The sequence below is a fragment of the Bradyrhizobium sp. SZCCHNR1098 genome (assembly GCF_032489375.1).
Taxonomy (GTDB): domain Bacteria; phylum Pseudomonadota; class Alphaproteobacteria; order Rhizobiales; family Xanthobacteraceae; genus Bradyrhizobium.
The window spans coordinates 334947-353574 of the sequence record NZ_JAUEXY010000002.1 but is presented as its reverse complement, the minus strand read 5'-3'; the positions used below and the strand labels follow the sequence as shown (position 1 = coordinate 353574).

The window sequence follows — 18628 nt, the reverse complement described above, 5'->3', positions numbered from 1 at the left end:
CGATCTCAGGCCGGGACGGTCGCCGGCGCCTTGCCGGCGGGCAGATCGATCACCTCTCCGGCCATGATCAGGCGGTCGCGGCCGGCGTCCTTCGCGGCATAGAGCGCGCGGTCGGCCGCCTCGATCAACGAGGCCGGGCCGGCCGATCGCTCGAAGCCCGGCCGGCACACCGCGCCGCCGATGCTCGCGGTGACGATGCCCGCCGGGTTGTGATCGTGGACGATGCGGGCCTCGTGCAGTGCCCGCCTGATCCGCTCGCCGAGCCTGGCGCAGCCCCCGGCATCGGTGTTCGGCAGCAGGATGGCGAACTCCTCGCCGCCGTAGCGGGCCGCCAGATCCGAGCTGCGCTGCGCCTCGTCGGCGAGAATGCCGGCCACGGTGTGCAGGCATTCGTCGCCGGCCGGGTGGCCATAGGCGTCGTTAAAGGCCTTGAAGTGGTCGATGTCGATCATCAGCAGCGCCAGCGAAGTCTTGTCGCGGTAGGCCCTGCCCCACTCCTCCAGCAGCCGCTCGTCGAACCGGCGGCGGTTGGCGAGCCCGGTGAGGCCGTCCTCGATGGCCAGTGTCTCGAGCCGGCCCTGCAGCGTCTTCTGCTGCGTCACGTCGCGGGTGACGGCGACGAATCCGTCGAGCGTACCGTCCGGCTGACGGGTGGCGCGGATCGTGGCCTCGACCCAGATCTCGGATTTGTCGCGGCGACGCATGCGATAGGTGGCGCGCGCCTCGTCGACGGCGCCCCTCCTGAGCTGATCGAGGATCTCCTGTAACTGCGGGCGATCGAGCGGATGCACACCGGACAGCGCGCGCTTGCCCAGGAGCTGCGACGGGTGCCAGCCCAGCACGCGCATGGTCGACGGCGACACATAGCCGATGCAGTCGTCCAGCTCGATCCGCGTCACGATGTCGCTGGAGCCTTCGGCGAGCAGCCGGAAGTTCTCCTCCTTTGCCGCCAGCGCCGCGGCAAGCTGCTGCCGCTGCAGCAACTGCTTCGCGAGGAAGATGCCAATCGCAATGACGAGCGCGACCAGACAGACCAGCACCGTGAGCCGAATCAGCGCATCACGCTTCCATTCGGCCAGGACCTTCGCCTCCGTGCGCGTCACCAGAATGAGGAACGGATAGCGCTGCGCATGCTGATAGAACCCGATGCGTTCCGATGTTTCGCCGTGCCTTCGGAACTGCAACGGCCCCGACGCCGGATGATAGGGGATCGCTTCAAGTACGGGGCGCCCGACCGTCTGCGGGTCCGGTTCCGCATTGTCGGCGAGGACGGCTCCGTCACGGCTCATCAGGCTGATCGTCCCCTCACGACCGACGGCAAACTGACGGTAGAACCGAGCAAAATAGGCAACGTCGACGGTTGCCAGCACGACGCCGCCGAACCGGCCATCCGCGTGATTCCAGCGCCGCGACAGGGTGATGACCCATTGACCGCCGGCCCTGCTCTGCACCGGACGACCGATCAGCAGCGAGCGATCGGCCGAACTCCTGTGGCGTGCGAAGTAGTCGCGATCGGCATTGTTGTAGTTGGTGAGCGTGACATCCTCGGTGGTGGCAAGCCAGTCGCCGTTTTCGCCATAGGCGAAGATGCCCCGGATGCGGCCGAGATTGGCCTTCCTCGTCTTCAGGATCATCTGCAGTCGGGCGATCGCACCGGGCTTGCCGTCATCAGTCTCGAGCGCGGCGACGACGCCGCGCAACAGCGAATCCGCAAGCTCGAAGGTATCCTCGACGTGCTGGGTGAGCGAGTGAGCGAGGTTGCCGAGATCGGTTTCGGCATTGCGCACCTCCGCCTGTCGGGACGTCCATTCGCCCCAGACGCTGTAAGCGAGAATCGCGACCGACACGAGCGCAAGCACGCCAGCCGCCCACATCGGCAGGCGGCTTCGATCAACTCTGGTCGCACCAACGTCCATTCCGCGGGACTCTCCGGACGCCGGGAGAGTCCCATGGACATTTTATCTAACCTTGAAATGCGGCGGGTCCAAAGGCGTCCGCAGCGCCCCGTAAGATTACGGCATCTCCCGTACGACTACGGACAAACAGCGGCGGCGCCGCGGTCAAGGCGGGCGTTCCGCCTGTTAGTTCAGCGAACGAACACCGATCGCACCTTGTCCCAAAGCGATGGCGAATGGTCTCGGTCAACGTCAGCGTCGTCCTTCACACGGGTCGTCGAGGGCTGCTGCAGGCTCACCGGGTCCGATGCCGGAAACGTGTCCATCAGTCCCTTGTCGAGCTGCGTTGCAGTCTTGCGGTCGAGACGCGCGGCTTCGCGGGGATCGACGGCGTGCTTGTCGTGCGGCGCGGGATTGAATTTCTCAGCCATGACCAATCTCCCTGTGGGACGACAACGCAGGGGCGAAGGACGTGTTCCCCTCGATGTGACGCCCGGCGACTGCGGGGACGCTCGCATCTCCCGCGACGCCCGAGCGGATATGACCTTGGCCGGAACCGCTTGGGCATGTATCACGGACGGTAAACTGTTCCCGAAGGTTGCGGAGCCCCGAGCGTGAGTGAGACTGCCGTGAACAAGCCTTTCATCGACGTGCTGTTCGGTCAGCGCCAGAGCGGACCGCCGATCTGGATGATGCGGCAGGCCGGCCGCTATTTGCCGGAGTACCGCGAGGTCCGCGCCAAGGCCGGGGGCTTTCTCGATCTCTGCTTCAATCCTGAGCTCGCGGCCGAAGTCACGCTGCAGCCGATCCGGCGCTTCGGCTTCGATGCGGCGATCATCTTTTCGGACATTCTGGTGATCCCGCATGCGCTCGGCCGCAGCGTCCGCTTCGAGGTCGGTGAAGGCCCGCGGCTCGATCCGCTCGATACGCCGGAGAAGATCGCGACGCTGTCGGCGAAGGCAGACCTGTCGAAGCTGGAGGCGGTGTTCGAGGCGCTGCGCCGTGTGCGGGCCGAGCTGCCACCGAGCACCGCCCTGATCGGCTTTTGCGGCGCCCCGTGGACGGTTGCGACCTACATGGTCGCGGGCCAAGGCACACCTGATCAGGCGCCGGCGCGGCTGCTCGCCTATCGGCATCCCGATGCGTTCGGCAGAATCATCGATGCGCTGGTCGACAGCTCGATCGCCTATCTCTTGAAGCAGCTGGAGGCCGGTGCCGACGCGCTGCAGATCTTCGACACCTGGGCCGGGGTGCTGTCACCGCGCGAGTTCGCGCGCTGGTCGGTCGCGCCGACGCGACGCATCGTCGAGGGCGTGCGCAAGGCGCGGCCCGACGCCAGGATCATCGGCTTTCCGCGCGGCGCCGGCGCGCTGTTGCCGGGCTACGTCGCCGAAACCGGAATCGATGCGGTCAGCATCGACTGGACGGCGGAGCCCGCCTTTATCCGCGAACGGGTGCAGAGCAAGGTGGCCGTTCAGGGCAATCTCGATCCGCTGGCGCTGATCACCGGTGGCGCGGCGCTCGACCAGGCGGTCGACGACGTGCTGGCGAGCTATGCCGGGGGACGTCACATCTTCAATCTCGGCCACGGCATCCTGCCGGAGACGCCGATCGCCCATGTCGAGCAGATGCTGGCGCGCGTCCGCGCCTACAGGGGATGACCGATCAACGCGGCCGGCTGCGCTCGATCAGCTCGGCCGCGCCGTTGGCAAGCAGCTCGAGCCCGACCGCACGGCCGAGCTCGCGCGGACGATCCGCCGGCGCGGAGCGTTGCGCCTCGATGAAGCGGCCGCCGTCCTCGTCGAGCACCGAGGCGGTCAGCGTCAACTGTCCGCCGTCGATGGTCGAAAAGCCTGCGATCGGCGAGTTGCAATGGCCGTTGAGCACCCAAAGCACCTCGCGCTCGGCGTCGGCGCAGGTCCGCGCCGCCGCATCGTCGATGGTCGCCAGGATGCGCCGGGTTTCCCAATCCGACGCGGGGCACTCGACGGCGACGATGCCCTGCCCGACCGCCGGCAGCATGTCGGCGACCGGAAACTCGTAGGAGGCGCGGTCGGACAAGCCGACCCGCTCCAGCCCGGAGCGCGCCATGATCAGGGCGTCGGCCGGCCCCACGGCGCCGCCGTCCGGCAGCCGCTGCAGCTCGCCATTGTCGAGCTTGCGGATGCGGGTGTCGGCCGCGCCGCGGAAATGGATCAGCTCGGCCTGCGGAAACAGCCGCCGCGCATAGGCGGCCCGGCGCACGGCATTGGTGCCGATCTTGAAGCCCCGGCCGCCATCCTTGCGAAATTCGTCGAGCGACAGCCCGCGCCGCAGCACCAGTACGTCGCCCGGCGGATCGCGCGACAGCAGCGCTGCGATGACGAGACCGGGCGTCTCCTCGTTGCCCGGCATGTCCTTCAGCGAGTGCATCGCTGCATGCAGCCGGCCGTCCAGCATGGCACGGCGGATCTCGGCCACGAACGCCCCACCCTTGCCGCCATGCGAGAGCAGCTTGCTGGTCTGGTCGGAATCGCCTGTCGTCTCGAATTTGACGATCTCGATGTCGAGCGACGGAATCGCAGCCTGCAGCCGGCGGGCGATCTCCTCCGTCTGCGCCAAGGCCATCGTGCTCTTGCGGGTGCCGATCCGGAAACGTGTCACGAACTCATTCCTGCGTCAGCGCGCGTCCTGCAAGATCATGTCGGAGGCCTTCTCCGCGATCATGATGACCGGCGCGTTGGTGTTGCCCGAAACCAGATCCGGCATGATCGAGGCATCGACCACGCGCAGGCCGTCGACGCCGCGCACCCGCAGGCGTTGATCGACCACGGCGGCAGCATCAGTCCCCATCCGGCAGGTCGAGGTCGGATGGTAGATCGTGCTGCCGGTCTGCCGGCAATAGGCCAGGATGTCGTCATCGCTCGCGATCTTGGATCCCGGATAGGCTTCATCCGAGACATACGGCTTCAGCGCCGGTGCCGCCAGGATTTTTCGCAGGATCCGGAGACCCTCGATGTTGGCCCGCCGGTCGGTTTCACTGGCGAGATAATTGATGCGGATTTCCGGCGGCACCGTCGGATCCGCGCTCCTGATCCGCAGCGAACCGCGGCTTTCGGGCCTGAGCTGGCAGACCGAGGCGGTGAAGCCGGAGAAGGTGTGCAGCTTCTCGCCCATCTTGTCGGTCGAGAACGGGATGAAGTGGATCTGGATGTCCGGGCTCGCAAGCCGCGGATCGGTCTTGAAGAACGCGCCGGCCGTACCCGCCGCGATCGTCAGCGGACCGTTGCGGAAGGCCGCATAGCGTGCGCCGGCCAGCACCTTGCGCACGGGGTTGTTGACGATGTCGTTGAGCGTGATGCGCTGGCTGCAGCGCATCACGATGCGGACCTGCAGATGGTCCTGCAGGTCACTCCCGACACCGGGCGCATCAAGAACCACGTCGAGGCCGTGCTGCTTCAGCAGCTCGCCCGGACCGACCCCGGACAACTGCAGCAGTTGCGGCGAGTTATAGGCACCGCTCGACACCAGGATCTCTTTGCGAGCGCGGGCCGTCCGCATCCGGCCGCGCTGGCTGAACGTCACGCCGCACGCCCGGCGTCCCTCGAACAGGATGCGCTGGGCCAGCGCGTCGGTCTCGACGTGGAGGTTGCTGCGGCCGAGCGCCGGCCGCAGGTAGGAGACTGCGCTGCTGGCGCGCCGGCCATGGCGTGTGGTGGTCTGGAAGAAGCCCGCGCCCTCCTGGCTCTGGCCGTTGAAGTCGCCATTGAAGGGCAAACCGGCTTCGACCGCCGCCTTCACGAACGCTTCGGACAACGGGTCCTCGTGTCGCCAGTCGGACACCGGCAGCGGGCCGTCGACGCCATGATAGTCGTCGCCGCCGCGGGACTGATTTTCCGCCCGCTTGAAATAGGGCAGCACGTCGTCATAGCCCCAGCCGACATTGCCGCGCTGGCGCCAGCGGTCGTAATCCTCGTGCTGGCCGCGCACATAGAGCAGGCCGTTGATCGAGCTGGAGCCGCCGAGCACCTTGCCGCGCGGCTGGAACACGGAGCGGCCGTCGAGCCCGGGCTCCGGCTCGGTCTGGTACATCCAGTTGACGGATTTTTCCTTGAACAGCTTGCCGTAGCCGAGCGGAATGTGGATCCAGATGTTGCTGTCCTTCGGACCGGCCTCGAGCAGCAGCACCGTGTGCTTGCCGTCGCTGCTGAGCCTGTTGGCGAGAACGCAGCCGGCCGAGCCGGCACCGACCACGACGTAGTCGAACTCCATGTCCGCCTCACGCAACGCCACGCTGCCTTCCATCGCTTCCCCACCGGCCTTGTTATTCTTTCATCCTCGATGATACCAAAACGCAAGGACATGCAAGCGGCAAATCAGCAGGTCTGGTCGGCCATCAGTCATTGCTGCCTAAGCAGGCGCGCGGCGTGCCGCGCGATCATCATTTCCTCATTGGTATTGACCACGCGCACGCGCACCCGCGACCGGTCCGAAGAGATCAAGGAATGGCTCGCACGATTGCGGCCGTCGTCCAACGCGATCCCGAGCCATTCGAAGCCTTCGCAGACGCGCTGGCGAATGCGCCATGCGTGCTCGCCGATGCCGCCGCAGAACACCACCGCATCAATGCCCGAGAGGATCGCGGCCATGGCGCCGAGCTCGCGCCTGATGCGGTCGACAAAGTAGTCGATCGCCTGCCGGGCTTCCGGCGTGCCGGCTGCCTCCAATTCGCGCATGTCCTGCGACAGTCCCGACAATCCCTTGAGGCCCGAATGATTGTAGAGGAGATCGGTGACCGCCTCGGCGGTCATCCGCTTCTCCTGAAGCAGATAGAGGACGACGCCAGGGTCCAGCTGACCGCAGCGCGTGCCCATCGGCAGACCGTCGAGCGCCGTGAATCCCATCGACGAACCGATGCTCTGCCCATCCCGGATCGCACACATCGAGGCGCCGTTGCCGAGATGCATCACGACCACCCGGCCCTTCTCGTCGAGCGGAGCGATCTCCTTCAGTCGCGAAACGACGTATTCGTAGGACAGGCCGTGAAAGCCGTAGCGGCGGACGCCTTGATCATAGAGCTCACGCGGCAAGGCGTAGGTGTCATTGACCCAGGGGTGCGAGCGATGGAACGCGGTGTCGAAACATGCGACCTGCACGGCATCGGGAAAGGCGCGATGCGCGGCGCGGACGCCGGAGAGATTGTGAGGCTGGTGCAATGGTGCCAGCGGAATGAGCTTTTGCAGATCATTCAGAACATCGTCATTGACGACGATCGGCTGCGTGAAAGCGAGCCCGCCATGGACGACGCGATGACCGACGGCGTCGACTTCGGTGCGGCCGATGGCGCGCTGCAGTACCTCGAGCACGACGCCGAGAGCCGCCTCGTGATCGGTGGCGCTCGCGGCATCGAGCCGTTCGTCAGCCAGCGCACCGTCCCTCAGCTTTGCTTCGAGATGCGGCGCCGCACCGCCGAGCCCTTCGATCTGGCCATGCACGGCCTCGACAAGCGCGGCATCTTCCTCGAACAAGGCGAACTTGATCGAGGATGAGCCGGAGTTGAGGGTCAGGATGTGTTGCATCGATGATGCCGCCTCGTGGAGAATGATGAACTGATAAACTGCAGAAAATACGAACTATTTCCGTGACGATCCGAAGACGAACAAAACGCTAGGTTGCATTCTGCCCTGAGCTTACTGCCTGCTATCATATCAAAGGTTGAGTCGGCCCCGCGGGAGAGCATTGCGTGAATATGCCTCGACATCTCCTGCCGACCACCGTGGTCGGAAGCTACCCGCAGCCGGATTGGCTGGTCGATCGCGCAATGCTGTCGAAGTCCGTTCCCCGCATTCGCATGCAGGGCATGTGGCGCATCCCCCGGCCGCTGCTCGACGACGCCCAGGACGATGCGACCATTGTCGCGATCCACGACATGGAACAGGCCGGGATCGACATCGTGTCGGATGGCGAGATCCGGCGCGAAAGCTACTCCAACCGGTTCGCGACTGCGCTCGACGGCGTCGATGCCGACAATCCCGCCATCATCATCTCGCCGTCCGGGATCAAGACGCCGGTGCCGCGCGTCGTCGGCCCGATCCGGCGGACACAGCCGGTCGAGCTGCGTGACATGGAGTTCCTCCGCCGTAACACCAAGCATGCCGCCAAGATCACCCTGCCCGGGCCGTTCACATTGAGCCAGCAAGCCCAGGACGACTTCTACGGTGACGACGAGGCGCTCGCGATGGCCTTCGCCGAGGTCGTCAATGCCGAGGCCCGCGACCTGCAACGCGCCGGCGCCGACGTCATCCAGCTCGACGAGCCCTGGGTCCGCAACAATCCGCAGGCGGCGCGGCGCTATGCCGTCAAGGCGATCAACCGGGCGCTCGATCATATTACGGTGCCCACCATCGTTCACGTCTGCTTCGGTTATGCCGCCATCGTGCCGGGCTCCAGCAAGCCGAGCGGATATGCGTTCCTGGCCGAGCTTGCCGATTGCCACGCCGCGCAGATCGCGATCGAGGCGGCGCAGCCGCGACTCGACCTCGGCGTTCTCAAAGATCTCTCGACCAAGACCATCGTGCTCGGCGTCCTCGATCTCGGCGATGCCGAGGTCGAGCCGGTCGCGGTCGTCGCCGAGCGCATCCGCAACGGCCTCAAAGTGGTGGCGCCGGAGCGGCTGGTGGTGGCGCCGGACTGTGGCATGAAATATCTGCCGCGTGCGACCGCCTTCGGGAAATTGAAGGCGATGTGTGGGGCGGCGGCGCGGGTGCGCGAAGAGCTCGCCTGAAAGCCCAATGTGGCAGATGCGGCGCATGTCGGGCGCGACGCTCCACGATGGCGCCACCCTGCAAACCCATTTCCGGAATAAGGCAGCCGGCGAGCGCGAGGGGTCGGCTGGCCCGATCTCGTCGCAAGGGAGGCTCCGATGGCCGTCTGCATCACGTCGAGACATGTCGCCGGTGCGATCGGCATGCTTGCCGGCGCAGCGTTGAGCGGGACCGCGATGGCCGATCCGCTCGACGACATCATGGGCGGCCTGATGCGCGACGCGCGCAGCTCGTTTGCGCGGATGGTGCCGATCGGGCTCGTACCGACCATGCCATCGCTCCAGCCACCTCCCATCCAGCAGCCAACGGCACTCCCACCATCCTCTCCGCCCGCGCTGCCGCCACAGGCTCAGACCGTCAAGCCGCAGGCCACGGCGAAACCACTGCGCCCCCGGCCGCCGCTCAGTCCCGCCGCGACGACGCTGGCGGCTGCCCATGCAGCCGAGACGGTCGCCGACGCCAATCTCGATGCGGCGCTGGCGGCCAACGAGAAGGCCATTTCCGACCGCGACGCGGCGGAGGCGCTGGCGAAGGCCAATCCCACCGCTACCAACATCGCGGCGGCCAAGGCCGCGGCCGAGGCCGCCTACATCGCCGAGGCCAACCTCACCGACGCGCTGCTCGCCGACAAGGACGCCGACGCGCGCCTCAAGGCGGCGCGGGCCGCTCTTGCCGCGGAGCAGAGCGGCCGGAGACCGGCCGCCAAGCCGCAGGAAGCGATGCCGGTCAGCCTCGCCGACAAGTAGCCGGCATCGCGCTCACAGCGCGTCGGCTCGTTCCATCGTATCGATCGTGACCACGCCATGGGCGCGCGACACGCAGGCGCAGAGCTTGCGGTTGTCGTGCTTCTGCTCGGCGCTGAAGAACACGTCGCGATGATCGATCTCGCCCTCGACCTCGACCACATCGACCGCGCAGACGCCGCACTCGCCGCGCCGGCAATCCGCCATGACCTCATGGCCGGCGACATTCAGCACGTCGAGCATCGAGCGGTCGCGCGGCACCACGATTTCCTCGCCGCTGCCACGCAGCCGGACCTTGAACGGCTCAGTCGATAGCCTGCCGCTCGATCCGAACGTCTCATAGCTGAGATCGGCGGGAGCGCGGCCGCACGCCGCCCACGCGCTGCGCGCAGCATCCAGCATCCGCATCGGACCGCAGAACAGCACGGCTGCTCCGGACGGCAGACCCGAAAACAGACCGGGCAGGTCCAGCCGCTGCGACTGGTCTGCGGCATACACCGCGAGCCGGTCGCCGAGCAGCGCCGAGAGCTCATCGACATAGGCCGCCTCGCCCTGCGATCGCACTGCGTAGTGCAACGAGACGTTCGGCGTCTTGCGGAGCAGCGCGTGCGCGGTCCCAACCAGCGGCGTGATGCCGATGCCGCCGGCCACCAGACAATAATGCGGCCGCTGCCAGTCGACCTGCAGCAGCGAGGTCGGGCTCGCCACATCCAGCCGCGCACCGGGCTGCAGCGACCACAGATAGCGCGACCCGCCACGGGAATCCTCGGCGAAGCGCACGGCGATCCGGTAGCCACGCGGATCCGCCTCGCCGACCAGCGAATAGGAGCGGACATCGGGCTGGCCGGCGGCGAGAACGCCGACCTTGATGTGGCTGCCAACCGCATAGGGCGCGCAGACATAGCCGTCGGGCCGCAGAATGAACTCGCGGATGCCCGGCGCGAGGTCGCGTGTCGCGACCAGGGTCGCAGGCGACCAATTGTCCTGGAATCGCATGATCGCCTCCTCAGCCGTTGGTCTGCGTCTTGATCAGCACCGCCGCCGGCACGAGGTCCATCGGACCACGCGCCTTCACGGCCAGCCGCAGATTGCGGGCGGCAAGCCGGGCATGCTCGCGCATGATCCCCTCGGCGCGCGCGCCCTCGCGGTTCTCGATCGCGTCGATGACGATGCGGTGATGCTCCTGTGCGACCACCAGGATGTGACGCGCCTCGGGGAGCGCCGATTGCGCCATCACGAAGCCGCTCGGCGAGGCGAACGGCAGCGCGCTGGCGCGGTCGACCTGGCGGATCACGGGCGGACTGCGCGACAATTCGGCCAGCAAGGCATGAAAGCGCGCATTCAGCGCCACATAGGCCGAGAACCCATCGAACGAGAGCTCGGCGGGCGCGATGAGCTCGTCGATCTGGGCGAGGCATTCGCGCATCGGCTCGGTGTCGCGCACGGACACGCCGCGCTCGGCGGCGAGCCGCGCCGCCAGTCCTTCCATCGTGCCGCGCACCTCGATGGAGTCGAGCACGTCGCGCTCGGAGAACGACTTCACCATGAAGCCGCCGGACGGAATGGCCTCGAGCAGCCCCTCCTCCTCCAGCCGCACCAGCGCCATCCGCACCGGCGTGCGCGAGACGCCGGCGGCCTCGACCGCCTGCAGCTCGGAGATGCGCTCGCCAGGGCGCAAGCCGCCGGTGAGAATCAGGTCGCGCAAAGTGAGCTGCGCACGGACGGTCTGCGAGATCGAGCGCTCGCTGTCACGCTCAGCCATTCCATTTACTCCGCGGCTTCGCGCAGCGGCGTTTCGCGCGCGATCATCCGATCGATGATCCGTCGTGCCCACATTGCGCCTGCATCGATGTTGAGGTTGTAGAAAACGCGTCCTGGATTCTCGTCCATCGCACGCTGCTGCGCTTCCAGGATCAGCTCGTCCTCGCGGAAGATGCCCGACACGCCCTCGCGAATCTCCGTCGTCAGCCGCTGCTCGGAAAGCTGGTAGTTGCGGGCGAACGCCCAGAAATAATGGCAGGTCTTGTCGGTCTCCGGCGTGATGGTGTTGAGCACCATGCCGTTGACGCCCTGCGAGCGGTCGCCCTCCGGCGCGCCCGTCCCGGTCGGGGCGACGCCGACGTCGATCGTCACCGTGCACGGCGCCTCGAAGCGGATGATCTGCCAGCGGTCGACGAGACCGGGCTTGCCGAGCTGCCTGGCCCAGAACGGCGGCGGCTCAATGCCGCGCATCCAGCGCGTCACGGTCGCGGTGCGCTCGCCATGGGTGACGTCGAACGGCGCTTCCGCCACCGCGTCGTTGCCGATCGACGAGCCGTGCACGAAGGTCTCGTGCGTGAGATCCATCAGATTGTCGACCACCAGCCGGTAGTCGCATTTGACGTGGATGGTCTTGCCATCGCCGGCCCAGGCCGGATCGTGATTCCAGTGCATGTCGGGAATGGTCGCGGGATCGGCCAGCGCCGGATCGCCCATCCACAGCCAGATGAATCGATGCCGCTCGACCGCCGGATAGGCCCGCACGCAGGCAGAGGGGTTGATGGTCTCCTGCGAGGGCATGAACGTGCAGCGGCCCTGCGGGCTGAACTTCAAGCCGTGATAGCCGCAAACGACAGTGTCGCCTTCCAGCCGCCCCTTGGACAGCGGCACCAGCCGGTGCCAGCAGGCATCTTCGAGCGCGGCGATGGTGCCGTCGGCCTTACGGTACATCACGACGTGCTTGCCGCAGATCGTCCGCGGCAGCAGGGCCTGCTTGACCTCGGCGTCCCAGGCAGCGGCGTACCAGGCATTCATCGGAAAAGAAGCGGCCATGGCGTGTCCTCGTGTCGGTATACGTCCAACTGGCCGCTGTATACAATAAATGGGAGACAAGGCGCAAGTTCCGCCTGTTCCATGTCCACATCTGCCATTTCTGTATACAAAACACCTTCTCAGCCGCGCGACGGTTCCGCCAGAAGGAACGAAGCTGACAGACAATCCTTTCTGATTCAGTGACTTGCGTTGATTCCTCGCCGGTCCTCGACCAGATGTCACCCGTTCGGCTTCGGTCTTCGCCGCCCAGCGAGCGCTCGATCCCTTGGCATCTTTGCCTGGCAACGGGACCACAGGCACGAGGGATCAGCCGCCCCACGGCGAGAGCAGATCCCGCAGGCAGCGCGGTGCCAGCGAGGCAGGGTTCGACGATCACGAGTGCTCGCCCCGAAGCCACGCGGCGCCGCGTGCATAGAGCGCTTCGACTTCCGGCCCCTTCAGCCCGGGCATATCGCGCTTCACCGTGTAGCCGATGCGCGTCTGCAGATAGGCGAGATGCCGATACCCCACGGGAAACTGTTCGAGCAGCGCACGATCCAGCGCCGGCACCGCGCCGGGTGTCACCGGGTCCATGCGATCCTTCTCATAGATCGGCTGGCGCAGCACGATGCCCCATTTGCCCGCGCGCTTCTCGAGAAAGTCGTAGAAGCGGCCGGTGCAGAGCACGTCGCAAACGACGCCTTCGACCTCGGCGCGCTGCGAGATCGTCATCTTCGTCTGCGAAATCGCGCGGTGGCCGGCGAGATCGACCGAGATGCCGCCGAGAAAGTGCAGGATGTTCACACCCTTGGCCCAGGCCGCCTTGCTGATCTCGATGAACTCGTCGCCGGTGCCCTGCGTCCACGTCGCCATCATCCGCCCATCCGGATGCCACACCGTGCGGAAACGCTCCCAATCGCCGGCATCGCGCCAGATCGCCCAGTTCTGCAACAGCTCGCGGATCTGACGGTCGTCCTCGATTTCGGCGGCGGTCTTGGTCATGTGCATTTCCTCTGTGTTGTGCGGCTGCTGGATACATGGATCGGAGCAGCGCTGCAAAACTCACGTTGCTGGCGGTGATGAAGTCCAAAACGCGCCAAGCATTCAGTGTCGTCCCGGGCAAGTCCGACAACGCGGAGCGTTGCCGGACGCCGACCCGGGATCCATACGCCGCGGCGGATGCGGCTGGGCGAGAATGGTCGACCATCGTGCCTCGCACATCTCCTTGGGGTTATGGATCCCGGATCGGCGCGCGCGTTGCGCGCTTGTCCGGGACGACAGTTGAGTAAATGTCGACACCTTCGGCCTCATCACGGAGGCGAAGTGATAAGCATCTTTCATCCCGCGGCACGTCGTGCCCGGGTGATGCAGCATTCGTGTCCCTCTGAACAACGAGAGGGCGCGAGGAAGGCCGGACCTCGGCTGAGGCCCGTGGCCCGCCTGCTCAAAAGAATGCAGGCGGCAGGTACCACAGGTACAGCCGGACAGACCCGGCCTTCCCCGCGCGACGGTGTTAACGGTGTCCTTCGTGCTCTCCCTGGGGATCGGCTTTCTTGCCCCCATCGCCCGCGCGTGCCGTCAAGCAACGCTCACGGACTTGACCTCAGCGTCGAGAGGCCAGGACCACACGACTTCGCCGTACGTAACCACTGCGCTCGTCGGCACAGCCATCACGTCCATCGCAGCCCACCTCCACGTTCGTGACGACGCGTACGTCCCTCTGCTCGAGGCGGGTTGCGCCGACATAAGCACAGTTTCTGAAAAACCGCAACCGAAATCTTTCCAATCGGCAGGCCGCCTGCCCCCGAAACAGCGCGAGAAGCTCATCGTTCGGCCGTTCGGTCGCTCCTAAGGCCTTTCCCCTGAACGACCAAAGCGATCGCATTTGCGTCGTTGATGTCTGCAGCCGTTGCTGAGCTCTCATGGTCCGAGGGCCGCGGCAAGCGGCGGTCTCAGAGGACGGCCGCAGGCGCCGCCAGCACTGCGCTCTTGTCCATCTGCGATCCCCCTCCCCCACAGCCGTGCATAATGGCCTACGAATCGTCGGGTCACCTCGCCGGCCTTGCCATCATGCGCCAGCTCTCTGACCGCCTATTCCGGAATCCGTGCGATCAGCTGATGATGGGCATTGACGCCGATGTCGCCGCGCTGCGCGCCATGAGCCGCACCGTCGCTGTGATAGACGAGCAGTACGGCGTTGTCGTGGGTCAGAGGCTGCGGCGCCATGATCGTCAGCTTGGCCTTGCCATCTGCGCTGGCCACGAAGTCGTTGGTCGTGGCAGTGCCGTCGAGCGGCGTGAAGCCGACAGGCTTCTGGTCGAAATGGTTTTCGAACAGGCTGTAATGGCCGCCCGGCTTCAGATGATCGAAGCTCATGGCAATCTCGACCTTGCCGCCAGCCGCCGGCGTGAGCGTCACGCTGCCGCTCGCCGCCAGCCAGTCGCCGAGCGTGAAGCCGATCGCCTCTCCCTTGGCATTGGAGATTGCAACGGTCATCGCATCCTGATCGATGAACGCTGGCCGGAAGCCGGCGACATGCGAGATGTTCTGCGGCCCGACGGCGACCGGCGCTGCCGCGTCCGCGACGAAGGCATGGGGATCGACCGACTTCGGCTGCTTTGTCTCGGCCGAGAAGAATGCAGCATGCGTGACGAAGGTCAGATGGCTTGCATCGGCCGCCATGCTGGGGCCGGAGGCAGCGAATGACGCGAGCAGCAGCACCGGGCCGGCCCACGAGATCAGTTTCTTCGATCGTTGCATCGTCCTATTCTCCTGGCGCCGCGTGCATGTCGACGCGCGCGATGCGCGTCCTGGCGGGCCTGCCCGCGCCGAAGCCCTGCTGGCTGTTCGCTTCGAACGCGACAAAGGTTACGCCCGCTGCCGCCCATGTTCGTGGCGCGCAGCACTGCGAGCTCAGTCCTGGGCAAAGACGCGTGGCGCGATCGAAAGGAACATGCGGCGGCCAAACAGGGCGGCCACCCCCATGAGCAGGACCGCCGTTCCGACGTTCCACATCAGGATCATCACCGAGGCGTCGATGGTATGGAACAGCGCGAGCGCCGTCGACGTGATCGCAGAGACGGCGAGGCTTCCCATCAGAGCGACCATGGTGGGACGAAGCCGCGCGGCATAGCGCAGCATCACCAGCAAGGCCAGCGACAGCGGCAGACTCGTCACCGCGAGCGTCGTGAAGCAGCGCGCCGCTTCGCCCGGACTCATGCCGTCGGGACCGATCGAGACCCAGTCCGTCAGACACTGATAGCCGATGTTGGACAGCCAGAGCGCAAGCGCCGGCAGCGGCAGGAGCATCCAGAGTCGCGAGCGGTCGGGAAGACTGATCAGGAACGCCGCGATCACCGCCAGCACGCCGGTCAGGATCGATCCCAGCAGGCTGGTGACGAAGGGCGCATCGTGCAGGCGCTGCGCCAGATCCGGACGGATCCCCTGGTTGACGGCGAGCAACGCCACGATGGCGGCTGCTCCCAGCAGCCAGCCGCAGGCGCGCAGCAGCGGCGGCCGCAGCCGTCTCACCGGCCGCATGTCGGTCGCAAGAGAGTCGATCAGGTCATCGGTCTTGATCATGGCTCGTTCCGCGGAATGAGCAGTTTCTGAAGGCTCTTCAGAGCGCGGTGCATGTTGACTTTCAAGGAGGTCGTGGACATTCCGGTCGCCGCCGACGCCTCCCTGAGCGACAGCTCCTTGAGCTTAAGCAGCCGCACGGCCTGTTGCTGGGCCGGCGGAAGGTTGCCGATCGCCCGCTCCAGTTCGCGGCGGTCAGGGGCCGCCTCCGCACTGGTCTCGGGCTCGGCTGCAATCTCGTGCTCCGGCGCCAGCGCGATCTCTCGCCCACGCTGGCGGACCTGCCGCCGCACCCGATCGATCAGTCGGCGGTTGGCGATGGTCACCAGCCACGGCGCGAACGGGCGCGTCGGATCATAGGTGTGGCGGATCGAATGAATGGTCAACAGCACGTCCTGCACCGCGTCCTCGATGTCGCTGCGGTCGTTGCAGCGCCGGGCCGCGAGCGAGCGCAGATACGGCGTGATCTCCTGCAGCAGTCGCTGATAGGCGACGCGGTCACCCTCCTGGGCATGCGCCATCAGGATCGCCCAATCGAGCGCCCGCCGCCCCGGCTTGACCTCGGCACGCGCCTGATGGCCGGCCGCGACGAGCCTCAGCCGCGGTGCGGGACCGCCCGGATCACCGCTCATCGGCGCCCTCCGCCTTTCGACCGAACGACGCCGCGAGATGATCGAGACTGACAGGCCCCGGCCCCAGGGCGATGATCGCAACGGCCATCGCAGCCCATGGCAGATGAAAATTGGCCCAGCCGTCGGGGACCACGAGCTGAATGATTGCGGTCATCATCAGAAGCCCGAGCGCGCTCAGCCGGGTCGCGAGCCCGGCCACCAGAAGCACGGGCAGCACGATCTCGGCCACGCCATCGAAGAACGCGAAGGCCGTAGGCCAGGGAAAATCGTAGGCCTGCCCGAACACATGCAGCTTGAACTCATCCTCGAACAGATAGGAAGCGGCCGGCGACAGCGACAGCAACCCATCCCACTTGGTCAGGCCGGATCTGAAGAACGGGACCGCCAGCGCGATCCGCAGCACCGGGGGCGCCACGGTCCCCGCCAGCCGAGCGAGCCGATCCGCGACGTCACGCACGACGACGGCGAGGGCTGGAATGGTTGCGGCCGGTCTCATGCCGTCCCCGCCATCGGCGCGAGGTCGAAGCCGATCACGGCTCCGCTGTGGATCAGGTCGTGGAGTGTTCCGGCCAGCTCGAACCGGACGTCGGCGCGCAGCGCATTCTCCAGCGCCGTCAGGACCGATCGGCCAGCCAGGAGGGCCTCGACGAAAGCGAGGCTGCCCGCGGGGATCGAGCGGACCACGACATCAGCGTCCGGACGAACGATCAGCGCGGCCTCTCGGGCGTCGAGATCTACAGGGCCAGGAATTCCTCCCGCCGCATTCATCTGCCAAATCGTGAGCGCAGGAAACGATGAGCCGACGAGCCGCAACGACGGATGAAACCGCAGGCGAAGCCCGGGCAGATCGGCCGGCGCAACGGCTGCGAAGGCCGCCGGTGTGACCGGCCCGGCCTCGGCGGCGTGATAGGCCTCCGTCCAGGCGCGCTCGATCCGCGCGACATCCGCCAGATAGGGCAGCGCCGATGCCGGCGCGAAGCCGTGGATGAACGCGGCGAAGCCGGCGCCGTAATCGAGCAGGATGGGAGAGCGCGGAAGCTCGGAGACGACATAGCGGCGCGCCATGGCCTGGAAGAACTCCGCTCCGACGATGCGATGCACTGCGGGATAGGCGTCCTTCAGCGTGGCCGTCAAGCCGACCACGACGTTGTTGCGGTAGACGCCGAACCGTCGCCGGCTCGGCGTGCCGTCCGGCCCGACCAGACCGGCGGGCACCGGCTGCTCGGGGTCGAGCAGCGCCCGCGCAAAGCTGCCAAGACGTTCAGCAGGCGGCGGCATCACGCCACCTCCGTCACTTGCATCTGCATGATCGCCTCGGCGCGGCTGGCATCTTCCGCGAGCACCGGCCAGGGTGGCACCTCGGCGTCCCACTCGACCAGCGTCGGCACGGGGCCGATCGACCGGATGGCGCGCGCATACAGCGCCCAGACCACGTCGTCGACCGGACGGTCATGGGTATCGATAAGGAGCGGCTGTCCGTGCTCGTCGGCCTCGCGCGCGTGACCGGCGAGATGGATCTGCAGCACATGCCCAAGCGGAAACGCGTCGAGATAGGAATACGGATCCCACTGCTGATTAGTTGCGGCGACGTGCACGTTGTTGACGTCGAGCAGGAGTCCGCAGCCGGTGCGGCGCGCGATCTCGGCAATGAAGGCGGGCTCGGACCAGTTGCTCTCGGCGAACGCGACATAGGTGGACGGATTTTCGAGCAGCATGCGGCGGCCGAGCGCGCTCTGCACCTCGTCGATATTGGCGCAGATGCGGTTCAGGGTTTCCGTCGTGTAAGGGACCGGAAGCAGATCGTTGAAGAACCCGGACTCGTGCGACGACCACGCGAGGTGTTCCGAGAACAATCCGGGCTCGTAGCGCGCGATCAATTGGCGGAGGCGGCCGAGATGGGCTTGGTCGAGCGGGCGATCGGCGCCGATCGACAATCCGACGCCGTGAAGCGACAGCGGATAGCGCTCGCGAATAGCCATGAGGTAGCGGTGCGGCGGTCCGCCCGCGCCCATGTAGTTCTCGGCATGCACTTCGAAGAAGCCGACGTCGGGCGATGTTTCGACGATGCAGCGGTAGTGCTCGGCCTTCAGGCCGACGCCTGCCCGTGCAGGAATCCTTCCAGCCGTCGAGAATTGCGGGCGTGACACGTGCAGTCTCCGATCAAGAAGTGAGGCGGGCCGCGCGCA

Annotated in this window: 18 protein-coding genes; 3 read left to right on the top strand and 15 right to left on the bottom strand. The window is 66.4% G+C overall.

Translation table 11 applies throughout. From position 1 onward, the window contains the following. Positions 1–5: 5 nt before the first annotated feature. Positions 6–1916 carry a diguanylate cyclase gene (locus QX135_RS05865; RefSeq protein WP_316233994.1) on the bottom strand — a complete coding sequence of 637 codons (1911 nt, stop codon included), beginning with the start codon at positions 1914–1916 and terminating at the stop codon, positions 6–8. A gap of 170 nt (positions 1917–2086) precedes the next feature. Beyond that, on the bottom strand, positions 2087–2326 hold the full coding sequence (locus QX135_RS05860) for a hypothetical protein (protein WP_315738420.1): 240 nt from the start codon (positions 2324–2326) through the stop codon (positions 2087–2089). Between the two features lie 183 nt (positions 2327–2509). On the opposite strand from QX135_RS05860, the gene hemE reads away from it, so the two are divergent. Beyond that, positions 2510–3556, top strand: coding sequence for a uroporphyrinogen decarboxylase (gene hemE, locus QX135_RS05855; RefSeq protein WP_410053218.1), 1047 nt, complete (start codon positions 2510–2512; stop codon positions 3554–3556). A gap of 4 nt (positions 3557–3560) precedes the next feature. Here hemE and hemC read toward each other — a convergent pair whose 3' ends face one another. The 3 genes from hemC to QX135_RS05840 all read right to left on the bottom strand — a co-directional run bounded on the left by hemC (position 3561) and on the right by QX135_RS05840 (position 7453). Continuing rightward, positions 3561–4538, bottom strand: coding sequence for a hydroxymethylbilane synthase (hemC, locus tag QX135_RS05850; RefSeq protein ID WP_315756959.1), 978 nt, complete (start codon positions 4536–4538; stop codon positions 3561–3563). A gap of 15 nt (positions 4539–4553) precedes the next feature. Next, positions 4554–6179, bottom strand: coding sequence for a choline dehydrogenase (locus tag QX135_RS05845; RefSeq protein ID WP_316176916.1), 1626 nt, complete (start codon positions 6177–6179; stop codon positions 4554–4556). A 95-nt stretch (positions 6180–6274) separates the two neighbouring features. Next, complete coding sequence (locus QX135_RS05840) at positions 6275–7453, bottom strand: acetate/propionate family kinase (protein WP_315786821.1); 1179 nt, start codon at positions 7451–7453, stop codon at positions 6275–6277. Between the two features lie 170 nt (positions 7454–7623). Here QX135_RS05840 and QX135_RS05835 point away from each other — a divergent pair, with 170 nt between their 5' ends. After that, complete coding sequence (locus QX135_RS05835; RefSeq protein WP_316177283.1) at positions 7624–8658, top strand: uroporphyrinogen decarboxylase family protein; 1035 nt, start codon at positions 7624–7626, stop codon at positions 8656–8658. A 138-nt stretch (positions 8659–8796) separates the two neighbouring features. Continuing rightward, the gene (locus tag QX135_RS05830) at positions 8797–9444 is read left to right on the top strand and encodes a hypothetical protein (protein WP_316176919.1); all 648 of its coding nucleotides are present in this window, start codon (positions 8797–8799) and stop codon (positions 9442–9444) included. Between the two features lie 12 nt (positions 9445–9456). Here the strand turns inward: QX135_RS05830 and QX135_RS05825 are convergent, their stop codons facing one another. The 10 genes from QX135_RS05825 to QX135_RS05780 all read right to left on the bottom strand — a co-directional run bounded on the left by QX135_RS05825 (position 9457) and on the right by QX135_RS05780 (position 18589). Beyond that, on the bottom strand, positions 9457–10437 hold the full coding sequence (locus QX135_RS05825) for a PDR/VanB family oxidoreductase (protein ID WP_316176921.1): 981 nt from the start codon (positions 10435–10437) through the stop codon (positions 9457–9459). Positions 10438–10447: 10 nt separating this feature from the next. Beyond that, on the bottom strand, positions 10448–11203 hold the full coding sequence (locus QX135_RS05820; RefSeq protein ID WP_315738426.1) for a GntR family transcriptional regulator: 756 nt from the start codon (positions 11201–11203) through the stop codon (positions 10448–10450). A gap of 5 nt (positions 11204–11208) precedes the next feature. Further along, positions 11209–12252, bottom strand: coding sequence for an aromatic ring-hydroxylating dioxygenase subunit alpha (locus tag QX135_RS05815; protein WP_315774300.1), 1044 nt, complete (start codon positions 12250–12252; stop codon positions 11209–11211). Between the two features lie 372 nt (positions 12253–12624). After that, positions 12625–13233: a nuclear transport factor 2 family protein gene (locus tag QX135_RS05810; RefSeq protein WP_315756953.1), complete on the bottom strand. Its 609-nt coding sequence runs from the start codon at positions 13231–13233 to the stop codon at positions 12625–12627. A 1089-nt stretch (positions 13234–14322) separates the two neighbouring features. Continuing rightward, the gene (locus QX135_RS05805) at positions 14323–14991 is read right to left on the bottom strand and encodes a hypothetical protein (RefSeq protein ID WP_316176923.1); all 669 of its coding nucleotides are present in this window, start codon (positions 14989–14991) and stop codon (positions 14323–14325) included. Between the two features lie 153 nt (positions 14992–15144). Then, positions 15145–15813 carry a DUF1109 domain-containing protein gene (locus QX135_RS05800; RefSeq protein WP_315738430.1) on the bottom strand — a complete coding sequence of 223 codons (669 nt, stop codon included), beginning with the start codon at positions 15811–15813 and terminating at the stop codon, positions 15145–15147. Continuing rightward, entirely contained in the window at positions 15810–16442 is a 633-nt protein-coding gene (locus QX135_RS05795; RefSeq protein WP_316176925.1) for a sigma-70 family RNA polymerase sigma factor, read from the bottom strand. Before QX135_RS05795 ends, QX135_RS05800 begins: the two co-directional genes overlap by 4 nt. Beyond that, on the bottom strand, positions 16432–16938 hold the full coding sequence (locus QX135_RS05790) for a DoxX family protein (RefSeq protein WP_316176926.1): 507 nt from the start codon (positions 16936–16938) through the stop codon (positions 16432–16434). Before QX135_RS05790 ends, QX135_RS05795 begins: the two co-directional genes overlap by 11 nt. Then, a complete protein-coding gene (locus QX135_RS05785; protein ID WP_315811776.1) occupies positions 16935–17720 on the bottom strand; it encodes a DNA-binding domain-containing protein in 786 nt (261 codons plus the stop codon). The genes QX135_RS05790 and QX135_RS05785 overlap by 4 nt, the downstream gene beginning before the upstream one ends. Beyond that, positions 17720–18589 carry a DUF692 domain-containing protein gene (locus QX135_RS05780; protein WP_316176929.1) on the bottom strand — a complete coding sequence of 290 codons (870 nt, stop codon included), beginning with the start codon at positions 18587–18589 and terminating at the stop codon, positions 17720–17722. The genes QX135_RS05785 and QX135_RS05780 overlap by 1 nt, the downstream gene beginning before the upstream one ends. Between the last annotated feature and the right edge of the window lie 39 nt (positions 18590–18628).